The 20,889-nt window shown below is 73.4% G+C and carries 16 protein-coding genes; 7 read left to right on the forward strand and 9 right to left on the reverse strand.

Going from position 1 to position 20,889, the window contains the following annotated elements:
• The first annotated feature begins 70 nt into the window (after positions 1-70).
• Positions 71-1,330 (forward strand): D-alanyl-D-alanine carboxypeptidase family protein, encoded by a 1,260-nt coding sequence (locus IE124_RS18415; protein WP_189508858.1) that lies wholly within the window; start codon positions 71-73, stop codon positions 1,328-1,330.
• A gap of 351 nt (positions 1,331-1,681) precedes the next feature.
• Here the strand turns inward: IE124_RS18415 and IE124_RS18420 are convergent, their stop codons facing one another.
• Both IE124_RS18420 and IE124_RS18425 read right to left on the reverse strand, forming a co-directional pair.
• A complete protein-coding gene (locus tag IE124_RS18420) occupies positions 1,682-4,072 on the reverse strand; it encodes an ATP-binding cassette domain-containing protein (protein ID WP_189508859.1) in 2,391 nt (796 codons plus the stop codon).
• A 151-nt stretch (positions 4,073-4,223) separates the two neighbouring features.
• Positions 4,224-4,466, reverse strand: coding sequence for a DUF5133 domain-containing protein (locus IE124_RS18425; RefSeq protein WP_189508860.1), 243 nt, complete (start codon positions 4,464-4,466; stop codon positions 4,224-4,226).
• Between the two features lie 139 nt (positions 4,467-4,605).
• On the opposite strand from IE124_RS18425, the gene IE124_RS18430 reads away from it, so the two are divergent.
• Positions 4,606-5,643: an NAD-dependent epimerase/dehydratase family protein gene (locus tag IE124_RS18430; protein WP_189508861.1), complete on the forward strand. Its 1,038-nt coding sequence runs from the start codon at positions 4,606-4,608 to the stop codon at positions 5,641-5,643.
• A gap of 170 nt (positions 5,644-5,813) precedes the next feature.
• On the opposite strand, the gene IE124_RS18435 is transcribed toward IE124_RS18430, so the two are convergent.
• Positions 5,814-6,674, reverse strand: coding sequence for a glutathione S-transferase C-terminal domain-containing protein (locus IE124_RS18435; RefSeq protein WP_189508862.1), 861 nt, complete (start codon positions 6,672-6,674; stop codon positions 5,814-5,816).
• A 430-nt stretch (positions 6,675-7,104) separates the two neighbouring features.
• Between IE124_RS18435 and IE124_RS18440 the strand changes: the two genes are divergently transcribed.
• Positions 7,105-7,560 carry an RrF2 family transcriptional regulator gene (locus IE124_RS18440; RefSeq protein WP_189508863.1) on the forward strand — a complete coding sequence of 152 codons (456 nt, stop codon included), beginning with the start codon at positions 7,105-7,107 and terminating at the stop codon, positions 7,558-7,560.
• A gap of 89 nt (positions 7,561-7,649) precedes the next feature.
• Here IE124_RS18440 and IE124_RS18445 read toward each other — a convergent pair whose 3' ends face one another.
• Entirely contained in the window at positions 7,650-8,060 is a 411-nt protein-coding gene (locus IE124_RS18445) for a RidA family protein (protein ID WP_189508864.1), read from the reverse strand.
• Between the two features lie 286 nt (positions 8,061-8,346).
• Between IE124_RS18445 and IE124_RS18450 the strand changes: the two genes are divergently transcribed.
• The 3 genes from IE124_RS18450 (at position 8,347) to IE124_RS35380 (ending at position 12,037) form a co-directional block, all read left to right on the forward strand.
• On the forward strand, positions 8,347-9,675 hold the full coding sequence (locus tag IE124_RS18450; protein WP_189508865.1) for an acyl-CoA dehydrogenase family protein: 1,329 nt from the start codon (positions 8,347-8,349) through the stop codon (positions 9,673-9,675).
• A 272-nt stretch (positions 9,676-9,947) separates the two neighbouring features.
• Positions 9,948-10,820, forward strand: coding sequence for a universal stress protein (locus IE124_RS18455; protein WP_189508866.1), 873 nt, complete (start codon positions 9,948-9,950; stop codon positions 10,818-10,820).
• Between the two features lie 140 nt (positions 10,821-10,960).
• A complete protein-coding gene (locus IE124_RS35380) occupies positions 10,961-12,037 on the forward strand; it encodes a CAP domain-containing protein (protein WP_268246738.1) in 1,077 nt (358 codons plus the stop codon).
• Positions 12,038-12,076: 39 nt separating this feature from the next.
• Here IE124_RS35380 and IE124_RS18465 read toward each other — a convergent pair whose 3' ends face one another.
• The 5 genes from IE124_RS18465 to IE124_RS18485 form a co-directional block, all read right to left on the reverse strand.
• A complete protein-coding gene (locus tag IE124_RS18465) occupies positions 12,077-13,537 on the reverse strand; it encodes a sigma-70 family RNA polymerase sigma factor (protein ID WP_189508867.1) in 1,461 nt (486 codons plus the stop codon).
• A 192-nt stretch (positions 13,538-13,729) separates the two neighbouring features.
• The gene (locus IE124_RS18470; protein ID WP_189508868.1) at positions 13,730-14,020 is read right to left on the reverse strand and encodes a hypothetical protein; all 291 of its coding nucleotides are present in this window, start codon (positions 14,018-14,020) and stop codon (positions 13,730-13,732) included.
• 120 nt (positions 14,021-14,140) lie between these two features.
• Positions 14,141-16,366 (reverse strand): NADP-dependent isocitrate dehydrogenase, encoded by a 2,226-nt coding sequence (locus tag IE124_RS18475; RefSeq protein WP_189508869.1) that lies wholly within the window; start codon positions 16,364-16,366, stop codon positions 14,141-14,143.
• 45 nt (positions 16,367-16,411) lie between these two features.
• Positions 16,412-17,482 carry a phosphatase PAP2 family protein gene (locus IE124_RS18480; RefSeq protein ID WP_189508870.1) on the reverse strand — a complete coding sequence of 357 codons (1,071 nt, stop codon included), beginning with the start codon at positions 17,480-17,482 and terminating at the stop codon, positions 16,412-16,414.
• 224 nt (positions 17,483-17,706) lie between these two features.
• Complete coding sequence (locus IE124_RS18485) at positions 17,707-19,575, reverse strand: glycoside hydrolase family 15 protein (RefSeq protein ID WP_189508871.1); 1,869 nt, start codon at positions 19,573-19,575, stop codon at positions 17,707-17,709.
• Between the two features lie 255 nt (positions 19,576-19,830).
• Here IE124_RS18485 and IE124_RS18490 point away from each other — a divergent pair, with 255 nt between their 5' ends.
• Positions 19,831-20,646 carry a glycosyltransferase family 2 protein gene (locus tag IE124_RS18490; RefSeq protein WP_189508872.1) on the forward strand — a complete coding sequence of 272 codons (816 nt, stop codon included), beginning with the start codon at positions 19,831-19,833 and terminating at the stop codon, positions 20,644-20,646.
• Positions 20,647-20,889: the final 243 nt, after the last annotated feature.

Here is a 20,889-nt window from a genome sequence, read left to right on the forward strand (position 1 = left end):
CGCCGGAACCTCTAAGCCGGTCGGCGCACTCCGATCTGCGCGGGCCACCCCTCCTTCCTAATGTGGCTGAATGATCGTCACGTCAGCTGTCCGTCATGCTGCCGCCGGTACCGCGGCGCTGCTGTTCGTGCTGCCCGCCCCGGCGGCCACGGCCTCCCCCGCCCGTCCCCTCTCCCCCGGCTCCTCCCTCGGAGAGCCGACGCCGCCCGCACCGAGGTTCGTCGACCCCGCGCGGCTCGACCGGAAGGGCACGCAGGTGCAGCGGCTGCCGGGGGCGCCGTCCGTCCCCGAGCTGTCCGCCCTCTCGTGGGTGGTGGCGGACGCGTCCTCGGGCGAGGTCCTCGCCGCGCGGAACGCCCACCGCAGACTGCCGCCGGCCAGCACCCTCAAGGCGCTCTTCGCACTCACCGCGCTCCCCCACAACGACCCGTCCGATCAGCACACCGTGGCCGATTCCGAGCTGACCGGGATCGGGGCGGGCAGCAGCCTCGTCGGGATCAAGGAGGGGTACACGTACAAGGTGTCGGACCTGTGGAACGGCGTCTTCCTCAGCTCGGGCAACGACGCCGTGCACGTCCTCGCCGCGATGAACGGCGGCTGGGACTCGATGTCCCGGAAGATGCAGGAGAAGGCCCGCTCCCTCGGCGCCCGGGACACCCATGTGGTCTCCCCCGACGGGTACGACGCCCCGGGCCAGGTGTCCTCCGCGTACGACCTCGCGGTCTTCGGGCGGGCCGGGCTCCAGGACCCGGCCTTCACGCGGTACTGCTCCACGCCGTACGCGGACTTCCCGGCGGGTTCCTGGTCGTACGGCATCGCCAACACCAACCGGCTCCTCACGGGCGAAGACGGCGTCGCCCGCTACCCGGGGCTCATCGGCATCAAGAACGGCTACACGACGAACGCGGGCAACACGCTGATCTCGGCGGCGCGCCGGGGCGGCCGGACGCTGGTCGTCTCGGTGATGAACCCGCAGGGCGGCGGCGGGCTCACCGTCTACGAGGAGGCCCGCTCACTGCTCGACTGGGGCTTCGAGGCCGCGGGGCGGGTGCAGCCCGTGGGCTCGCTGCTGCCGGAGCGGACGAAGGCCGCGGCCGATGCGGGCGCCCGGGCCGTGGCGGCGGCGCGTGCCGGCGACCGCGAGGACGACGACGTCCCCGTCGCGGCCGGTGGGGCGCCGCGGGCCGGGGCGGCGATGGCCGCCGCCCACGAGGGCTCCCCGGGCGAGGACGGTCCTGCGGCTCGGCTGCCGTTGGCGCTGGTGGGCTCGGCCTGCGCGGCGGCCCTCGCGCTGTGGGCCTTGCGGCGCAGGGCGGCGCACCGGGTCTGACAGCACACGCCCGAAGGCCTCGGGGTACGCAGGCCACGGGGGACGGTGTACGCAGGGGGACGGTGTACGCGGGGGGACGGTGTACGCGGGGGGACGGTGTACGCGGGCCGGGTGGCACGGGTTACGCCGGCCACGGGGGACGGATTACACCGGCCATGGAGGAACGGGGTACACGGGCCACGGGGCACGGAGTACGCCGAGCCACGGGGGACGGGGGGTCAGGAACCGCCGGTCGTGCGGCGCCACTGGAGACATCGGACGGTCGTGCGGACGACCGTCCGGTGGGCGTCGCACGGTCCGGCTGCCGGAGGGGTGCCCGTTGATCCGCCGGGCACCCCCTGGGCTGTGCGGTCAGGCGCCCACGTAGGCCGCGAGGTGCTCGCCGGTGAGGGTCGAGCGGTCGGCGACGAGCTTCGCGGGAGTGCCCTCGAAGACGATCGTGCCGCCGTCGTGGCCGGCGCCCGGGCCGAGGTCGATGATCCAGTCGGCGTGGGCCATGACCGCCTGGTGGTGCTCGACGACGATGACCGACTTCCCGGAGTCGACGAGCCGGTCGAGCAGGCCGAGGAGCTGCTCGACGTCGGCGAGGTGAAGGCCGGTGGTCGGCTCGTCGAGGACGTAGATCCCGCCCTTGTCGCCCATGTGCGTGGCCAGCTTGAGCCGTTGCCGCTCGCCGCCGGAGAGCGTGGTGAGCGGCTGCCCGAGGCTGAGGTAGCCGAGGCCGACGTCGGCGAGCCGGTCGAGGATCTTGTGCGCGGCCGGGGTGCGCGCCTCACCCTCCGCGAAGAACTCCTCGGCCTCGGTCACCGACATCGCGAGCACCTCGCTGATGTCCTTGCCGCCGAGGTGGTATTCGAGGACCGAGGCCTGGAACCGCTTGCCCTCGCAGTCCTCGCAGGTCGTCGCGACCCCGGCCATCATCCCCAGGTCGGTGTAGATGACTCCCGCGCCGTTGCAGGTCGGGCAGGCGCCCTCGGAGTTGGCGCTGAACAGCGCGGGCTTCACGCCGTTGGCCTTGGCGAAGGCCTTGCGGATCGGTTCGAGCAGCCCCGTATAGGTGGCGGGGTTGCTGCGGCGCGAGCCCCGGATGGGGCTCTGGTCGACGGAGACGACCTCCTCGCCGGCCGGGATCGACCCGTGCACGAGCGAGCTCTTGCCGGAGCCGGCCACCCCGGTGACGACCGCGAGCACGCCGAGCGGGATGTCGACGTCGACGTCGCGGAGGTTGTGCGCCGACGCGCCGCGGATCTCCAGGGTTCCGGTGGGCGTCCGCACCGCGTCCTTGACGGACGACCGGTCGTCGAAGTGCCGCCCGGTGATGGTGTCCCCCGCCCGCAGCGCCTCGACGGTGCCCTCGAAGCAGACCGTGCCGCCGCCCGTGCCGGCGCCGGGGCCGAGGTCGACGACGTGGTCGGCGATCGCGATCGTCTCCGGCTTGTGCTCCACGACGAGCACCGTGTTGCCCTTGTCGCGCAGTCGGAGCAGCAGGTCGTTCATCCGCTGGATGTCGTGGGGGTGCAGGCCGATGGTGGGCTCGTCGAAGACGTACGTGACGTCGGTCAGCGAGGAACCGAGGTGCCGGATCATCTTGGCGCGCTGCGCCTCGCCGCCCGAGAGGGTCCCGGCGGGCCGGTCGAGCGAGAGGTAGCCGAGGCCGATCTCCACGAAGGAGTCGAGGGTGTCCCCCAGGGCCTTCAGGAGCGGTGCCACGGAGGGCTCGTCGAGTCCGCGGACCCAGGTGGCGAGGTCGCTGATCTGCATGGCGCAGGCGTCGGCGATGCTGATCTTCTTGATCTTCGAGGCCCGGGCGCCCTCGCTGAGGCGCGTGCCGTCGCACTCGGGGCAGGTGGTGAAGGTGACCGCCCGGTCGACGAAGGCCCGGATGTGCGGCTGCATGCCCTCCTTGTCCTTGGACAGGAAGGACTTCTGGATGCGCGGGACCAGACCTTCGTAGGTCATGTTGATGCCCGCGATCTTCATCCGCGTCGGCTCGTGGTGGAGGAAGTCGTGGAGTTCCTTCTTGGTGTACTTGCGGATCGGCTTGTCCGGGTCGACGAGACCCGACTCGGTGTAGAGGCGGTAGTTCCAGCCGCCCGCCGTGTAGCCGGGGATGGTGAGGGCGCCCTCGTTGAGCGACTGGGTGTCGTCGTAGAGCTGGCCGAGGTCGATGTCGGAGACGGTGCCCCGGCCCTCGCAGCGGGTACACATGCCGCCGGTGCGCTGGAAGGTCGCCTTCACGGCCTTCTTGTCGCCCTTCTCGACGGTGATCGCGCCGCTCGCCCTCACCGAGGGGACGTTGAACGCGTAGGCGCTGGGCGGGCCGATGTGCGGCTTGCCCAGGCGGCTGAAGAGGATGCGGAGCATCGCGTTGACGTCGGTGGCGGTGCCGACGGTGGAGCGGGGGTCGGCGCCCATCCGCTGCTGGTCGACGATGATCGCGGTCGTCAGTCCTTCGAGGACGTCGACCTCGGGCCGGGCGAGGGTCGGCATGAAGCCCTGGACGAAGGCGCTGTACGTCTCGTTGATCATCCGCTGCGACTCGGCGGCGATCGTGTCGAACACCAGGGAGCTCTTGCCGGAGCCGGAGACGCCCGTGAAGACCGTGAGCCGGCGCTTCGGGATCTCGATGCTGACGTCCTTGAGGTTGTTCTCGCGGGCTCCGAGCACCCGGATCGTGTCGTGGGTGTCGGCGGCGTGCGGCGCCGCCGACCGCTTGCCCGTCCTCGGGGCAGCCTGGCTCATCGTTTCTCCTCTGTCGGACGGGTCGAATCGCGATCATCGCGATCCTCGCACCGCTTCGCCCCCGGTGCCCGGGAAAAGGCGATGCCCACGACGGCCACGCTAGCCGGGCCCCGACGGCCACGCTTCTCGGTTCCTGACCGGAACCCGCGGGTCAGCTCCCCGCCAGGCCCTCCAGGGCCTCCCTGGGCGCGGGGCGGCCCTGGGCGACGTACCGCTCGGCGGCGCGGACCGCCTCGTGCGCGGTGCGCTCTCCCATCAGGACGCAGAGGGTGTACGCCGTGTCCTCGAAGCGTCGGCGGACCGACAGGTCGCACGGCCTGGCGAGCACGGACCGCTCCTGGGTGCGGTAGTGGCGGAGCAGCCGGTCGACCGTGTTCGCGTCGGGCAGCAGCATCGGGTTACTCCTGTCTCATGGCTCCCGAGTCGCTCCATCCTGACGGTCGTCGGCCACGCCCGCGACCCGCACGGGCACAGCGCGTGACGGGGCGGCTCCCGGAGTGCGGTTCCGCCGTCCATGGCGGAGGGTCGGAGACATGAACCCGAGCGCGCAACAGCGGGTGGTCGTCACCGGCGCCACCGGCAACGTCGGCACGAGCCTGGTGCGGGCGCTGGCCCGCGAGCCGCTGGTCGGCTCCGTCCTCGGCCTCGCCCGCCGCAGGCCCGGCCTGGAGCTGCCCGGGGTGGAGTGGGCGGAGGTCGACCTCTCCCTGGAGGGCGACGAGCCCCGGCTCGCCCAGTACGTGGCGGACGCGGACGCGGTCGTGCACCTGGCCTGGCGCTTCGGCCCGACGCACGATCCGGTGGAGACCTGGCGGACCAATGTCCTCGGCGCGGTGCGCGTCTTCGACGCGGTCGCGGCGGCGCGGGTGCCGGTCCTCGTGCACGCCTCCTCGGTCGGCGCGTACTCCCCCGGCCCGAAGGGCGGCGCGCCGGTGTCCGAGGCCTGGCCGACGCACGGCTGGCCCGGCGCCGCGTACACCCGGGAAAAGGCCTATCTGGAACGGGTCCTCGACACCTTCGAGCGCGACCATCCGCTCACTCGGGTGGTCCGGATGCGCCCCTCCTTCCTCTTCAAGGAGGAGTCGGCGAGCGGGCAGCGGCGGATCTTCGCGGGCCGGTTCTTCCCCGGCCAGCTGATGCGGCCGGAGCTGATGCCGTTGCTCCCGGAGTTCGAGGGTCTCCGCTTCCAGGTCCTGCACACCGAGGACGCCGCCGACGCCTACCGGAGGGCGATCCTCCGGGACGTCCGCGGCGCGTTCAACCTCGCCGCCGACCCGGTGCTCGACGCCGACAGCCTCGGCCGCCTGCTGAACGCCCGGCCCGTGAAGGTCCCCGCCGGGGCGGTACGCGGCGCACTGTCGGCGGCGTGGCGCCTGCGGCTCGCGCAGGCCTCCCCCGGGCTCTTCGACGCGCTGCTGCACATGCCCCTGCTCTCCACCGAGCGGGCCCGGCGGGAGCTGGAGTGGGAGCCGTCGGCGAGCTCGCTCGAGGCCGTGGAGGCCTTCCTCCGCGGGGTCCGTGCGGGCACGGGCGACGACACGGCTCCCCTGGCGGGCCACCGCATCGGCTGAGACCGCGGAGGCTGCCCGGGTGGGCGATCCGAGGCGGCCGCCGTCCGTCCGTCCGAGCCGGCTGTCGGCTGTCGGCTGTCGGCTGTCGGCTGTCGGCTGTCGGCGGCCGACTGCTGATCACTGATCGCTGACTGCCGACTGCCGACTGCCGACTGCCGAGCCTGTCGTCGTCAGCCGGAGGCGCCCGACCAGTCGACGATCCTGATCCCGGCGCCCGCGGCCTCGTGGCCGCGACAGTGGGCGCGGTGCCGGCTCAGTACGGCGTCGATGTCGAGGTGACGGGCGAACTCGGGACGGGCGGCCAGGCGTTGGGCGTAGGCCCAGAGGGCGGGGTGGGCGGCGACCCGGTCCATCGCGGCGGCGTCCAGATGCCAGCGGTGGACGGTGTCGAGCTGGACGAGGGTGACCCAGACCTGCACGTCGGCGGCGGTGGGGCGGTCGCCGAGGATGTAAGAGCGGTCAGCGAGGCGCCGCTCCAGGGAGCCGAGCGCCGAGAAGAGGACGCCGAGCGGGTCGTGGTGGGCGGCGTCGCCGTCGAGGCCGAGTTCACCGGCGCGCTGGGCGGCCCTGTTGATGCTCCGCTCGCACAGGTCGGCCATGGCCTCGATCTCGCCCCGGTGCTCCTCGGGCACCAGGTCGGGGCCGTCCCCCCGGAAGCGCAGGGCGAGGTCCCGCAGGATGTCGGGGACATGGGTGCTGACGATCCGCCCGGTCCATCCGTCGCTCAGTACGGGCGCGGCGGCGGGCCCCGCGTACAGGTGGGCGCTCGCCTCGTACAGCGGGCGGAGTGCCGCGTATCCGCCGTCGGGAGTGTCGGGGGTCGCGGGGAGCACGGTCAGCGGGAGCGTGTCGTCGAGGCCGAGCAGGCCGTGGGTGAGGGCGATGCTCAGACAGCCGGGGCCCGAGGGCGCCAGGTGGAGCCGGTAGCGGTGCGGTACGGCGTAGTGGCCGCTGCGCACGTCGCGGCCGATCCGGCCGCGGAAGGCGGGCACGGCGGAGGCGGGCAGGAGCGAGGACGGGACGACGAACATGCTTCTCCCTGGAGGGTGCTCGGTGCTGGGTCCGGGCGGTGCGCGGCGGTGCCGGCGCGGTCGCGGTGACACGACGGCGCCGACTGCCGCGCAGGGCCGGGAGGCAGCAGAGGAACGGGAAGGAGGAGGCGGACGGACCCTGGCGGGCGGGCGGAACGAGGGGACGGGCGGGCCGGACCGAGGGCTTCAGTCGGCTGCGCTGCAGACCCGCAGCAGGTCGATGTGGCGCCGCGAGGTGAGGGGGACGGGGCGCGGGAGGGGCGCGGCATGTGCGGTGTCCCGCCGGCCGGTGCGTCCCATGGTTCCCTACCCGTTCACTCGGTTACTCCTTCGACGAGTCTCCGACCGGTCACCCGTGACGTCAAGGGTGCGGGACGCGCCGCCTCCGGGGCGCGCGTGTCGGGCCGGGGGCGTACGGAATAATGCGCGCATGCGCATTTCAGCCAGGGCCGACTACGCGGTGCGGGCCGCCCTCCAGCTCGCCGCAGCCCAGGACGCGGGGCCGCTGAAGGCCGAGGCGATCGCCGAAGTCCAGGGGATCTCGCACAAGTTCCTGGAGGGCATCCTGGGCGACATGCGCAAGGGCGGGCTCGTCCAGAGCCAGCGCGGCGGCAACGGCGGGTACTGGCTGGCGAGGCCGGCCGAGTCGATCTCGGTCGCGGAGGTCATCCGCTGCGTGGAGGGCCCGCTGGTCTCCGTACGCGGGGAGCGGCCGCCGGACCTCGCGTACACGGGGCCCGCCGAGTCGCTGCTCCCGCTGTGGATCGCGCTGCGCGCCAGTGTGCGCGAAGTGCTCGGGGTCTCGCTCGCGGAGGTCGCGTCGGCCGAACTGCCGGCGGGGATCGCCGCGCTCGCGGACGACCCGGAGGCCTGGACCAACCCCTGATCGGCCGGCCCGGAGCCCGGGATCGCACTGGGAGGAAGCCGCCATGCGGGCCGAGCGGTTTCGGGACACCGCTCGTGGCGTGAGGTCGCTCAGTCGGGCAGCGCGACGGTGAGGTCCACCTCGACCAGCTGCCCCGCGAAGCCCAGCTGCGCCACTCCCAGGAGCGTGCTGGCGGACGTGAAGGCCGGCCCGAGGGCGGAAGTCGTGAGCCGGTTCCAGACAAGCCCCAGGTCCCCTCTGTCGTCGCTCCGTACGTAGATCACCGAACGCACCACGTGCTGCGGCTGGGCGTTCACCGCCGCAAGGGCGGCGAGTGCGTTCGCGACCACCTGACCGACCTGCACGTCGAGGGAACCCTGACCTACGAGTGCGCCGCTCCGGTCGAGGGGGCACTGCCCCGCGAGATAGGCCGTTCGTCCGGCCTCCACCACGGTGATGTGGTGGTAGCCCGGCGTCTCGTGCAACAGATCGGGATTGATGCGGCTGATCTTCGCTGTCATGCCGAGAGTCTGACCAGTTCGCCAACGGCATGCACCGGAATTTGTCCCGCCGCGCGACCGTCCGACACGGCGCGAGGTCGAGGGACAAGCCGAGCGGGTGTCCGAAATTCTCTCATTCCGCCGATTCTCGTGGGTGGAGAACTCCGCACGACCTGCGCCGACATGACGATGTCTCACAGATCAAGACGCACGTGTCCAGCTTTCGGATGCCCCTTGGGGGCGGGCGACTGCCTCTGTCACTATCCCTAGTACTTCAGTGGGAATACAGGGGATCGGGTGAGGTGACGTGAGTACGCCGAGGAAATCGGTCAGGAGAACCGCGATACGCATCGTCCCGGCACCGGCCGACCGGCCTGCGGACGACGAGATCTGGCCCCGCGTCACCCGTGAGCTCGCCGACGATCTCGCCGTCGACGCCCCCGCGCGGGACCGGGCCGGCAAGGCCCCCTTCGACGAGGTCGCCCGGCTTCAGGAGGCCGGACTGCCCGCCCTCCTCACGGCGCCCGGGGCGAACCGGCGGGGTGCGGACTGGCGGGCCGCGTCCGCGGTCGTACGGGAGATCTCCGCCGCCGACAGCTCGGTCGGCGAACTCCTCGCCCACCACTACGTCCTGTCCTGGAGCAGCCGCTTCTTCGGCCCGGCGGAGGACCCGGAGCCCGCCCGCGCGGGCGACGGTCCCACCACCCTCGACGTGCGGACGGCCGAGGAGCACTGGCTGCTCGCCGGGGGCGTCGAGCCGCCGCGCACCGAGAAGGAGCCCGGACTCCGGCTCACACCCGACGCGGACGGCTGGATCCTCGACGGGCGCCGCGCGTTCGCCTCCGGCGTCGCCGTGGCAGACCGGCTGGTCGTCGGCGCCCGGCCCGGCGGGACCGGCGACCGGCTGATCGTCCTGGTGGACCCGGCGCATCCCGGCGTGTTCACCGACGCCGGCACGGACCGGGTCGGGCAACGGCTCTCCGGCGCGGGCACCGTCACCTTCGACCACGTCCCGGTCCCGGCCGGCGACGTCCTCGGCCTGCTCCCCCACGACGAACACGACGTCATCCCCTTCGCCGGCCTCGCCCCGCTCGCCCTGCGGCTCCTCCTCGTCCAGGTCGGGCTGGGCATCGCCGAGGGGGCGCTCGCCGAGGCCCGGGACATCAGCCGCGCCGGACAGGTCGGACCGGCCGTGGCCCACCCGGCCGGCGGCCCGTCCACCGTCGGCCCGGATCCGCTGGGGACGGGCGACGATCCCTACCTGCTCCTGGCCTACGGCGAGCTGGCCACGACCGCACACGCCGCCTCGGCCGTGGTCGAGCGGGCGACGGACGCCCTGGCCCGCGGACTCCTCGCCGGACGGGCGCTGAGCCCCGAGGAACGCGCCGACATCGCCGTCCTGGTCTCCGCCGCCGAGACGATCACCAGCCGGGCCGCCATACGCGTCACGACCCGCGTCCTCGAACTCGTCGACGGAGCCGAGGGGGCCGACGCCCGGTCAGGAGGGCCGGGATTCGACCGCTTCTGGCGCAACGCCCGTGCGCTCACCGCCCATACACAGCCGGCGCACCGGCTCCGCGACATCGGCGACCACTACCTCAACGGCGCCCACGCGCGGCTCACCCTGCCGGCCTGACCTGACCGGACGGCACCGGACGAGACCAGGCGGGACCGGACCGGACGACACCGCACCGGACCGGACGACACCGCACCGGACCGGGCCTGACCGGACGGGACCGGGCCTGACCAGACGGGACCGGGCCTGACCGGACGACACCGCAGAAGGGACGGACGGTCCGGCATGTCGGGACGTCCGTCCCTCTCGTCGGGCTGCCGATGGGCCCAAGCTGGAGGGAGGAGGGCCCGGCCGCCCGGCCGGCCCGGCACGCTATCGACGGAGGCAGTCCGATGAGTCGTGAGATCGTCGCAGGAGTGGACGGTTCCCCGGAGAGTCTCGCCGCGGCCGACTGGGCCGCCCGCGAGGCCCTGCACCGGGGACTCCCGCTGCGGCTCGTCCACGCCTGGCGCTTCGAACGCCTCGACCACCCGCTGCTCCGGGACCGCGCGGGCCAGGAGCGGGCAGCCCAAGAGGTCCTGCGCGAGGCCGAGGCGACGGTCGCACGCGACCACCCGGACGTCACCCTCATGGCCGAGGTGCTGCACGACACCCCGGTCGCGGCGCTGCTCGGCACCGAGTCGCGGGCCGAGATGCTCGTCATCGGCTCGCGCGGCCAAGGCGCCCTCGTCGGCTTCCTGCTCGGCTCGTACGGGCAGCAGATCATCGCCGCCGCCGGCCGGCCCGTGGTGGCCGTCAGGTGCCGCGACGGCCAGCCCTCCGAACCGCCGGTCGGTGACGTCCTCGTCGGCCAGCTCGGCAGCCCCGAGGACAGTGCCGCGGCGCTCGGCTTCGCCTTCGGAACCGCCGCCGCGCGCGGGGCGGCGGTGCGGGCCGTCCGCGCCTGGAACCTGCCTCCCCTCTACGCGTACAGCCCGGCGTCGATGCGGCTCGCCGACGAGGCCGGCGGTCTCGTCCCGTACGAGGAGAAGGCGCTGCGCGAGGCCTTGGCGCCCTGGCGGGAGCGGTTCCCCGAGGTGCCGGTGACGGAGCACGTCGAACTGGGCAGCGCCGGTCAGGTACTGCTCTCCGCCTCGGGGGCCGCGCAACTCCTCGTGGTCGGTCGCCGGGCCAAGCCCGGCGCCGTGGGCCCGCGCATCGGTTCCGTGGCCCACGCGGCGCTCCATCTCGCGCCGTGCCCGGTGGCGGTGATCCCGCAGGGCTGAAAGCCTCGGACGTGCATTGACGCGTCGGGTTGACGAGGAGTGTCGGGGCGGCCGGGGCCGGAAAGTGTTATCGCCGTCGTCCCGGTGGCTCTCCCCAAGCGCCGGACCGTGCGGCGACCTCGGCGAGAGAGCGGAGCTCCATGCGACACCACGACCATCCCGGTCACCCCGAAGACCCTGAACACGTCGCCCTCGACGGGCACCCGGACCACGACGGGCACGTCGTACGGCTCGATCACTCCGTGCGGGACGGCGGGCGCCACCGGAAGAGCGCCAAGGGCCGCGGCTCGCGCCGACGCGGCCCGCGGCGTCCCGGCTTCCGCGCCGCCGTCACCGCCGCCGGGGCCGCGGCCGTCGTCCTGACGGTGGCCGCCGGGTGGTACGTCGCCGCCCCCGCACCGGCCGCCGGTCCCTCGGCCGTCGCCGCACCCGAGACCGTCCCGGACGCCGCGGGAGCCTCGCCCGGCAAGGCCACGCCGGTGCGGGAGGCCGCGACTCCCTCCACGTCTCCCCCCTCGACCGCACCCGCGCCCGCCCGCTCCGCGGCGACGTCGCCGGCGGCCCGGACCACGCCCCCTCGGCCGGAGTCCGCACAGACGACGAAGGCAGCGACGCAGACGCCCGGTCCTCCCTCCTCGGCCGGGCGGGGGCAGTCCGGGCACGGGACCGAGCAGGGGCGGCAGCCGGGCGGTTCCACGGGTTCCGGGTCCGGGTCCGGGACGGATTCCAGGTCCGGGTCCGGGACGGATTCCAGGTCCGGTTCGGGTTCCGGGTCCGGCAGCGGGACCACGAACACGTCCGGGACCGGGACCGAGGCGGCCGGCGGGAGGGTCTCCGCGTACGTCCAGGAGGTCGTCGGCCTCGCCAACGCCGAGCGGGAGAAGGCCGGCTGCGGGCCGCTCCGCGCCGAGAGCCACCTGCGGACCGCCGCCCAGGGGCACTCCGACGACATGTCCGCGCGGGACTACTACGAGCACGACAGCCCGGAGGGCCGTTCCGCGGGCGACCGGATGACCGGCGCCGGGTACTCCTGGTCGACCTGGGGGGAGAACATCCACCGAGGGCCGAAGACTCCGGCCGAGGCGATGGCGGACTGGATGGACAGCCCCGGCCACCGCGAGAACATCCTCAACTGCTCCTTCGAGGACATCGGCGTCGGCGTGACGCTCACCGCCAGCGGCCCTTGGTGGGTGCAGAACTTCGGCGCCAAGCGCTGACCCGCGGCCGATCCGCGCCCTTCGGGGCGCGGCCCGGGTTCAGGAGGCCGGGGCCGCCAGCTTCTGCACCCAGATCGTGCCGCCGGGACCGGGCGCCGACGCCACACCGGTGTCCCGGTACCGGCAGTCCAGCATGTTCTCCTCGTGCATCGACCCGTCCATCCATCCGTCGACGACGGTCGCCGGATCCTTCGCCCCCTGGGCCAGGTTCTCGGCCCAGGCGCTCCAGTCGTACCCGGAGGCGGTGATCCGCGCGTCCGCGAAGTCGCCCTCCGGGCTGTTGTGGGCGTAGTAGCCCCGCGCGACCATGTCGCGCGCGTACCCCCGGGCCGCCGCGACCAGCCGCGGGTCGGTCCGCAGCGGGGCGCAGCCCGCCGCCGCCCGGAGGCTGTTGACCTTCTCGGTCACCCGCTCCTCGGCGGTCGGCGGGGGTGGCGGGGGCGTGGTGCGGCGGGGTGCCGGGGTACGGGTCGTGGGGGCCGGGGCGGCGACGGTCGCGGCCCTGGTCGTGGGCGGCGCCTGGGTGACCGGGGGCGCGGGTGCCGGGGTCGCGGCGCGGGGCCGGTCGGGTGCCACCCGTACCTCTTCCTGCTCCGGGACGAGCAGGGCGAGCGCTCCGAGGACGGCGACGGTCGCGGCTCCGGCGAGGCAGGCACGCCGGATCGGCGTCCACCAGCCCACGGGATCGGCGGCGAGGGCTTCGTCGCCGGGGCTGGCCAGCGCCCCCGCGGCGACCGGCGGGACGAGCCCGATGCCGACGAGCAGGCCCTCGACGGGGGCGAGGCCCCGGCCGCCGGCCGTCCGCCCCGTACAGGCGGCGCAGGTGCGCAGGTGGCGCGCGATCCGCTTGCGCCAGAGGGGCGAGGGGCGGCCGTCCCAGGTGGTGAGGGAGTCCGTGAGCTCGGGGCACGAGGGGTCGGCGTCGAGAGCGCGGACCACGGCCCGGCCGGTCTCCAGGCGTTCCTTCATCCGCTGGACGCGGACGGCGGCGTGCTGCGGGGAGACGCCGAGGCCGTCGGCGAGTTCGGCTCGGGTCAGCTCTCCGGCCGCCTCCAGCCACCACAGGGCGAGGAGTTCGCCGTCCTCGTCGTCGAGCCAGCGGGTGGCGCGGGCCACGTCGCGGCGCTCCCCGGAGAGGCGGAGGCGCAGGATGGTGAGCTCGGTGAAGTCGCCGGCGGGGTCGGCGAGGTCGGCGGCCCGGTCGAGGCCGGGCACGGGGGCCTGCCGGTTCTCGCGCCAGCGCCGGCGTATGCCGTTCATGGCGATGGCGACGAGCCAGGAGCGGAAGCGTTCCGGGTCGCGCAGGCCGGCGAGCCCGTCGAGGGCGCGGACCATCGTCTCCTGGACGATGTCGTCGGTGTCGGCGTGGCCGTCGAGGGCGCGGCCGACGACGTTGTGGACGAGGGGCAGGTAGGCGCGTACCAGCTCGTCCCTGGCGTGCGTGTCACCGGCCCGGGCCGCCTCCACCAGTGCGGTGGTGCGGCGCTCGTCGCTGTGCATGGGTCTGCTCCCTCATCCGTGGCCCGAGTCCCCCGTCGTTCGGAGACCCGTGAGAGCGGGAGGGATAACACTTCTCGGTGAGATTTCTCGGTCACACTGCTCGGTGACGCTTCTCGGTCACACTGCTCGGTGACAGTACCGGGTGACACTTCTCGGTGACACGTTCGGTCGTGCGTCTGCGGTCGGGGCAGACTACCTCTGTGGTCGCGGCAGGTTCGGGACGGTGGCCCCGGCGCCTTGACGGACGGCCTCCACGACCGCGTCGTGGAGGTCGCGGCTCTCCGTCTCGGTGCTGCACGGAACGGGACTGCCCGACATGGTGAACCAGTCGGATGCGCCGCTGTACTGCACGGCTACGCGTGCCTCGCCCTCGGTCCAGGTCGTGTGCACGGTCACATCGCCCGTGACGACGCCGGCCTCGTCGGTCAGCACCCCACCTCGCCCGGTGTAGACACCGGCGGTCGTCCAAGATGCCCAGCTCATCCATCCAGGTTCACACCAGGACGCCGGATGCGCCACCGACGGGACCGCCCCGGCCGGAATCCTTCCGGCCGGGGCGGTACGTGTCGTCCGCCGGGGCGGGCGACGGCGTCGCGCGCCTGATCAGGCGAGGGTCGCGAGGGCCTCGTTCAGCGTGGCGGACGGGCGCATCACGGCCGCGGCCTTGGCCGGGTCGGGCTGGTAGTAGCCGCCGATCTCGGCCGGGGAGCCCTGGACGGCGACGAGCTCGTCGACGATCTTCTGCTCGTTGGCGGCGAGCGTCTCGGCGAACGGGGCGAAGGCCTTGGCCAGCTCCGCGTCCTCGGTCTGGGCGGCGAGCTCCTGGGCCCAGTAGAGGCCGAGGTAGAAGTGGCTGCCGCGGTTGTCGATGCCGCCGAGGCGACGGGTCGGCGACTTGTCCTCGTTGAGGAAGGTGCCGGTGGCGCGGTCCAGCGTGTCGGCGAGGACCTGGGCGCGGGCGTTGCCCGTGGTCGTCGCGAGGTGCTCGAAGCTGGCGGCCAGGGCGAAGAACTCGCCGAGGCTGTCCCAGCGGAGGTAGTTCTCCTTGACGAGCTGCTGGACGTGCTTCGGGGCGGAGCCGCCGGCGCCGGTCTCGAAGAGGCCGCCGCCCGCCATCAGCGGGACGACCGACAGCATCTTGGCGCTGGTGCCCAGCTCCAGGATCGGGAAGAGGTCGGTCAGGTAGTCGCGGAGGACGTTGCCAGTGACCGAGATGGTGTCCTCGCCGCGGCGGATGCGCTCCAGGGAGAACTTCGTCGCCTCGACCGGGGACAGGATCTTGATGTCCAGGCCCTCGGTGTCGTGCTGCGGCAGGTACTGCTCGACCTTGGCGATCAGCTGGGCGTCGTGGGCGCGCGCGGCGTCCAGCCAGAAGACGGCCGGGGCGCCGGTGGCGCGGGCGCGGGTGACGGCGAGCTTGACCCAGTCCTGGATGGGCAGGTCCTTGGTCTGGCAGGCGCGGAAGAGGTCGCCCTCGGCGACTTCCTGCTCCAGGACGACGTTGCCCGCGGAGTCGACGAGGCGGACGGTGCCGGCCTCGGCGATCTCGAAGGTCTTGTCGTGGGAGCCGTACTCCTCGGCCTTCTGCGCCATGAGGCCGACGTTCGGGACGGAGCCCATGGTCGACGGGTCGAAGGCGCCGTGGGCGCGGCAGTCCTCGATGACGGCCTGGTAGACGCCCGAGTAGCTGTGGTCCGGGAGGACCGCGAGGGTGTCGGCCTCCTGGCCGTCCGGGCCCCACATGTGGCCGGAGGTGCGGATCATGGCCGGCATCGAGGCGTCGACGATGACGTCGGACGGCACGTGCAGGTTGGTGATGCCCTTGTCGGAGTCGACCATCGCCAGGGCGGGGCCCGCGGCGAGCTCGGCGTCGAAGGAGGCCTTGATCTCCTCGCCGAGACCGTGCGGGAGGGACTCCAGGCCCTTGAGGACGCCGCCGAGGCCGTCGTTCGGGGTGAGACCGGCGGCCGCGAGGACCTCGCCGTACTTGGCGAAGGTCGCCGGGAAGAACGCGCGGACGACGTGGCCGAAGACGATCGGGTCGGAGACCTTCATCATCGTGGCCTTGAGGTGCACGGAGAAGAGCACGCCCTCGGCCTTGGCGCGGGCGACCTGCTCGCCGAGGAAGGTGCGCAGGGCGGCGGCGCGCATGACGGCGGCGTCGACGACCTCGCCGGCGATGACCTTCAGCGGCTCGCGGAGCTCGGAGACGGTGCCGTCGGCGGCGGTGAACTCGAAGCGGAGGGTGTCGTCCTGCGCGATGACGGTGGACTTCTCCGTCGAGGCGAAGTCGTTGTCGCTCATGGTGGCGACGTTCGTCTTCGACTCGGGGGTCCAGGCGCCCATGCGGTGGGGGTGGTTCTTGGCGTAGTTCTTGACCGAGGCCGGAGCGCGGCGGTCGGAGTTGCCCTCGCGCAGGACCGGGTTGACGGCCGAGCCCTTGATCTTGTCGTAGCGGGCGCGGACGTCCTTGTCCTGGTCCGACTGCGCGTCGTCCGGGTAGTCCGGGAGGGCGTAGCCCTGCGCCTGGAGCTCGGCGATCGCGGCCTTCAGCTGCGGGATGGACGCCGAGACGTTCGGCAGCTTGATGATGTTGGCGCCGGGGGTCTTGGCGAGCGCGCCGAGCTCCGCGAGGGCGTCGGGGATGCGCTGGCCCTCCTCCAGGTACTCCGGGAAGACGGCGATGATGCGGCCCGCGAGGGAGATGTCCCGCGTCTCGACCGTGACGCCGGCCTGCGAGGCATACGCCTGGATCACGGGCAGGAACGAGTACGTCGCCAGGGCGGGCGCCTCGTCAGTGTGGGTGTAGATGATGGTCGAGTCAGTCACCAGGGTTCTCCAGCTCCACGTCTGCGTATGCGAGATTGCTCGACATCAAGATATCTCGTGATCGAGGTCCTCCGTAAAGGGCCCCACGACCTCGCCGTCGCGCGGGGCCCCCGCGGCCTCCACGAAGGGGCCGCCGAGCCGGTACGGGGAGGGGGCCCGGTCCATGTCGACGCGGCGGAGCAGGGCGAGCAGGAGCAGTCCGGCGGCGGCGGTGACGCCCGCGGCGAGGGCCTGTCCGCAGCGGTGGGCGAGCCGGAGCTCGGCCGGGTCGTAGGGGGCGGTGGCGGGCAGGGCGAGGGTGTCGCCGAGGAGCCAGAAGCCGGCGCCGAGCCCCAGGGTCGCGAGGGCGGCGAGCGGGGCGGCGGCGAGCAGGGCGCGCGAGCGGGGGCTTCGGCGGGCGGGGCGGACCTTGCCCCGGCGGGCGAGGAAGGTGGCGAGACCGCAGAAGACGGCGAGGACGACGAGGGTGGCGGCGATGAGGTCGCCCGGGCGGTGGTCCCCCGCCGCGACGGTGTAGGCGCCGACGGCTCCGGCCCAGAGGGTGCCGGCGAGGACGGTGGGTCCGCGCAGCCGGTACGGGACGAGGAGGGCGAGGCCGAAGGCCGTGCCGAGGGCGAGGGTGCTCTGGGCGCTGGGGAAGCCGCTTTGCAGGAGCGCCCCGCCGGAGTCCAGCAGCCGGGGGCGCGGCGCGTACCGCTGGAGGAGCCCGGTCAGCGCGAGGGACGTGACGAGGGCGCCGGCGACGGCTCCGGTGAGCGCGTACCGCTTGCGCAGGACGCCGGTGGCGAGCAGCAGGACGCAGCCGAGGACGAGCGAGAGCGTGGTGAGCCCGGCGAGCGAGGGGTGCTCGCGGAGCAGGGTGGCGGCGGCGGTGTCGGCGCGCCGTCCGGTGAGGGCCGCGTCGCCCCAGCGGCGGCCGGTCGCGGTGAGCACGAGGCCCGCGTAGACGACCGTGAGGAGGAGGACGGCCCCGAGGCAGCCGCGCCGGGTCCGGGTGCGGACCCTGGCGCTGAAGGAACCGGCGGCCTCGCCGGCCACGGCGGCGTACCACCAGGTGTCACCGGTCTCCAGCGGCCTCGGGGTGCCGCCGGCGCGGAGCCTGTCGTAGGAAGCCATGCCCCGATTCGAACCCACGCGCGGCGGACCCGCCCGCTGGATGCACCCGAACGACACGCCGAAGGCGTCAGCGGGGGGCGGGTACGGCCGCCCCGGGCCACACGGCCGGGGGGCGCGCGGCCGGGGTCGCATCGCCGGGTCGCGGCCGAAGGCGGGTGGAGGGCGGCGGGAAGCGGCCGGGGTGCGTGGAGGGCAGCCGGGAGCGGCCCGGGGCGGGGGGGCGCTCACGCGACGGCGACACGGGGGGTGGTCGTGCGGCCGTGGCGGCGCGTGCCGTAGAGCGTGAAGGCCGTGTTCACCAGGGCCACGTGACTGAGCGCCTGCGGGGTGTTGCCGAGTTGGCGGCCGGCCACCGGGTCCCATTCCTCGGCGAGGAGCCCGACGTCGTTGCGGATGGCGAGGACCCGTTCGAAGGCGGTCCGGGCCCTGTCGGGGCGGCCGGTCGCGGCGAGGGCGTCGGCGTACCAGAACGTGCAGGCGACGAAGGCCCCCTCGGTGCCGCCGAGGTCGTCGAGGTGGTGCGTCCCGCCGTCCCTGACGTCGCCGTACCGGCGGAGGAAGCCGTGCTCGTCGAGCCGTTCCATCGCCTTGACGGTGCCGAGGACCCGGGGGTCGTCGGCCGGCAGGAAGCCGAGCCGGGGGATCAACAGGGCGGTGGCGTCGACCTCGTGACCGCCGTAGTACTGCGTGAACGACTGCTGGTCCTCACTCCAGCCGCGGGCGCAGATCTCGGCGTGGATCTCGTGACGCAGGGCCTGCCAGCGGCGTACGGAGCCGCGCAGGCCGGCGACGCGGGCGAGGCGGACGGCGCGGTCGGCGGCGACCCAGGCCATGACCTTGGAGTGCACGAAGTGGCGGCGGGGGCCGCGGACTTCCCAGATGCCCTCGTCGGGTTCCCGCCAGCGCGTGCCGAGGTACTCCAGGAGCTCGGCGACCAGGGCCCAGGCCGGCGGGTCCAGGGCGACCCCCGCCCGTACGGCCGAGTAGACGGTGTTGAGCACCTCGCCGTAGATGTCGAGCTGGAACTGGTCGACGGCCGCGTTGCCGAATCTGACGGGGCGTGAACTCTCGTATCCGGGAAGCCAGTCGGCGTAGGTCTCGGGGAGCCGGCGCTGCCCCTCGACCCCGTACAGCGGCTGGAGGTCGGCGGGGTCGCCCGCGACGGCCCGGAGCAGCCAGTCCTTCCAGGCCATGGCCTCCCGCCGGTATCCGCCGCGCAGCAGACAGGAGAGGGTGAAGGTGGAGTCGCGCAGCCAGCAGAAGCGGTAGTCCCAGTTGCGCTGGGCGCCGATGCTCTCGGGGAGGGAGGCGGTGGCGGCCGCGACGATGCCACCGGTGGGGGCGTAGGTGAGGGCCTTGAGGGTGAGGAGGGAGCGGAGGACGGCCTCCCTGGCCGGCCCTTCGTAACGGAGCGCGCCCGCCCAGTCGTTCCAGAAGGCGAGGGTGCGCAGCAGGGTCGCGTCGATCTCGGCCGGCGAGGCGGTGGGGGGCACGGCGGTGTGCGAGGGGCGCCAGCCGAGGACGAAGGCGACGCTGCTCCCGGCGGAGACGGTGAACTCGACGGTCGTACGGTCCGGGGTCACGACGGGGTCGATGCCGGGGCCGCAGGAGAGGTAGGCGGCGTCGGGTCCCGCGATGGAGGCGACGGTGCGCCGGTCCACCGCGCGGGTCCAGGGCACGATGCTGCCGTGATGGAAGCGGAGTCTCAACTCGCCCCGCATGGCGACCCGTCCGGCGATCCCCTCGACGACGCGGACGATCCTCGGCCCGCCCTCGCCGGCTGAGCCCGGGTACTCCGGGGAGTCCTGGGAGCGCGGGGGCATGAAGTCCGTGACGCGGACGGTGCCGGTGACGGACTCCCAGTAGGTGTCGAGGACGAGCGTGTCGCCCCGGTAACTCCTGCGCGAGCAGCGGGCCCTCCCGACCGGGGCGAGGAGCCACCGGCCGTGGGCGGGGTCGCCGAGGAGGGCCGCGAGGCAGGCGGGCGAGTCGAAGCGGGGCGCACACCACCAGTCGACGGACCCGTCGGTCCCGATGAGCGCAGCCGTCTCCAGGTCGCCGACGAGGGCGTAGTCCTCAATTCGCCCTGCCATGACCGGATTGTATGTCTTTCAGGATTCCCGCGCAGAAACAAGGAAGGCGGGGAAGGGTAATCCCCAGGTGTTTCGGAGGTCTTTCGGCGGAGTTCCGGAGATGGTTCGGAGTTGATTCAACAGACGGTTCGGAGGTATTTCTTCTCGGTGTTTCGCATACTCTTGCGCATTTCTTGACGCCGTCGCCCTCGGCGCAGGATTCTGAAATGCGCGGTGTGCAGCAATGCGCGGTCCGCCGCGCGGAAGGCCGTACCCATGAGTAGCGACGCGCACCCCCTGCGCCGGTCGACCGACCGGGTGCCCGGCCCCGGTACGAGCACCGTGAGCCTCGTCCTGACGGTCCGCCCCGACGGCCAGGACCCGGGGAACGCGCTCGACCTGCTGCTCGGCCAGGTGCCGGAGTACGTGCGGGACGTGGTCCTGATCGGCGGGCCGACGGGCGCGGGACCCGCGCGGGACGGGACGACCGTCCGGGCGCTCGGGGTCTGGGACTTCACCCGGGGCGACATTCCGCACGCGGGGCTGCGCGCGGCCACCGGGGATCTGATCGTGCTGATGGACGCCGACGGCAGCATGTCGCCGCACGAGATTCCGCACTTCTTGCACTACCTGGAAAGCGGATTCGACTTCGTCAAGGGATCCCGTTTCATCGCGGGCGGGGCCGCCGCCGACTATCCGCTCGGACGACGGATCGGCCACCGCGCCCTCCTGCGTGTGGCACGCCGGCTGTACGGCCAGCAGCTGACCGATCTCTGGTACGGCTTCTGCGCGTTCCGGCGGGGCTTCGTCGACCTCCTCGACCTGCGCGAGGACGGTGTGGAACTCGGCGCCGAACTCGTGACGCACGCCCTGCACTACGGGCTGCGCGTCGCCGAGGTGCCCAGTCGCGAACTGCCGAGCCGGCACGGCCCGTCGCACCCGCGCACCGTCCGCGACGGTGCGCGCATCCTCGGCACGCTCCTCGACGAGCGGCCCCACAACGCCCTCTCGCGGTTCGCCCACGGCAGCCTCCGACGCGCCCGCGCCGGCCCCGGCACCTCTCCGGTTGACGAATCACATCCCGGGGGCTAAGGCTGGAAACAGCATCATTTTCGACCTGAGCAGACCCTCGGTTGGGTCGGTTGCCGGAAGAGGCTCGTCGTGACCTCACTCCACATCAACCGCGTGCCGGCGGCACCCGCTCCGCATCCCCTGCGGCGGGTGACCGACTGGCCCCTCTCCGAGGCCCGGCGCCGTCAAGTCTGCCGCAGCCCGCGCCGCCCGACCCCCCACCCGGCCCGCCGGACGTCCGACCGGCTCCGCGCCGCCGTCACC

This window comes from Streptomyces narbonensis, from assembly GCF_014649015.1.
Lineage (GTDB): Bacteria > Actinomycetota > Actinomycetes > Streptomycetales > Streptomycetaceae > Streptomyces > Streptomyces narbonensis.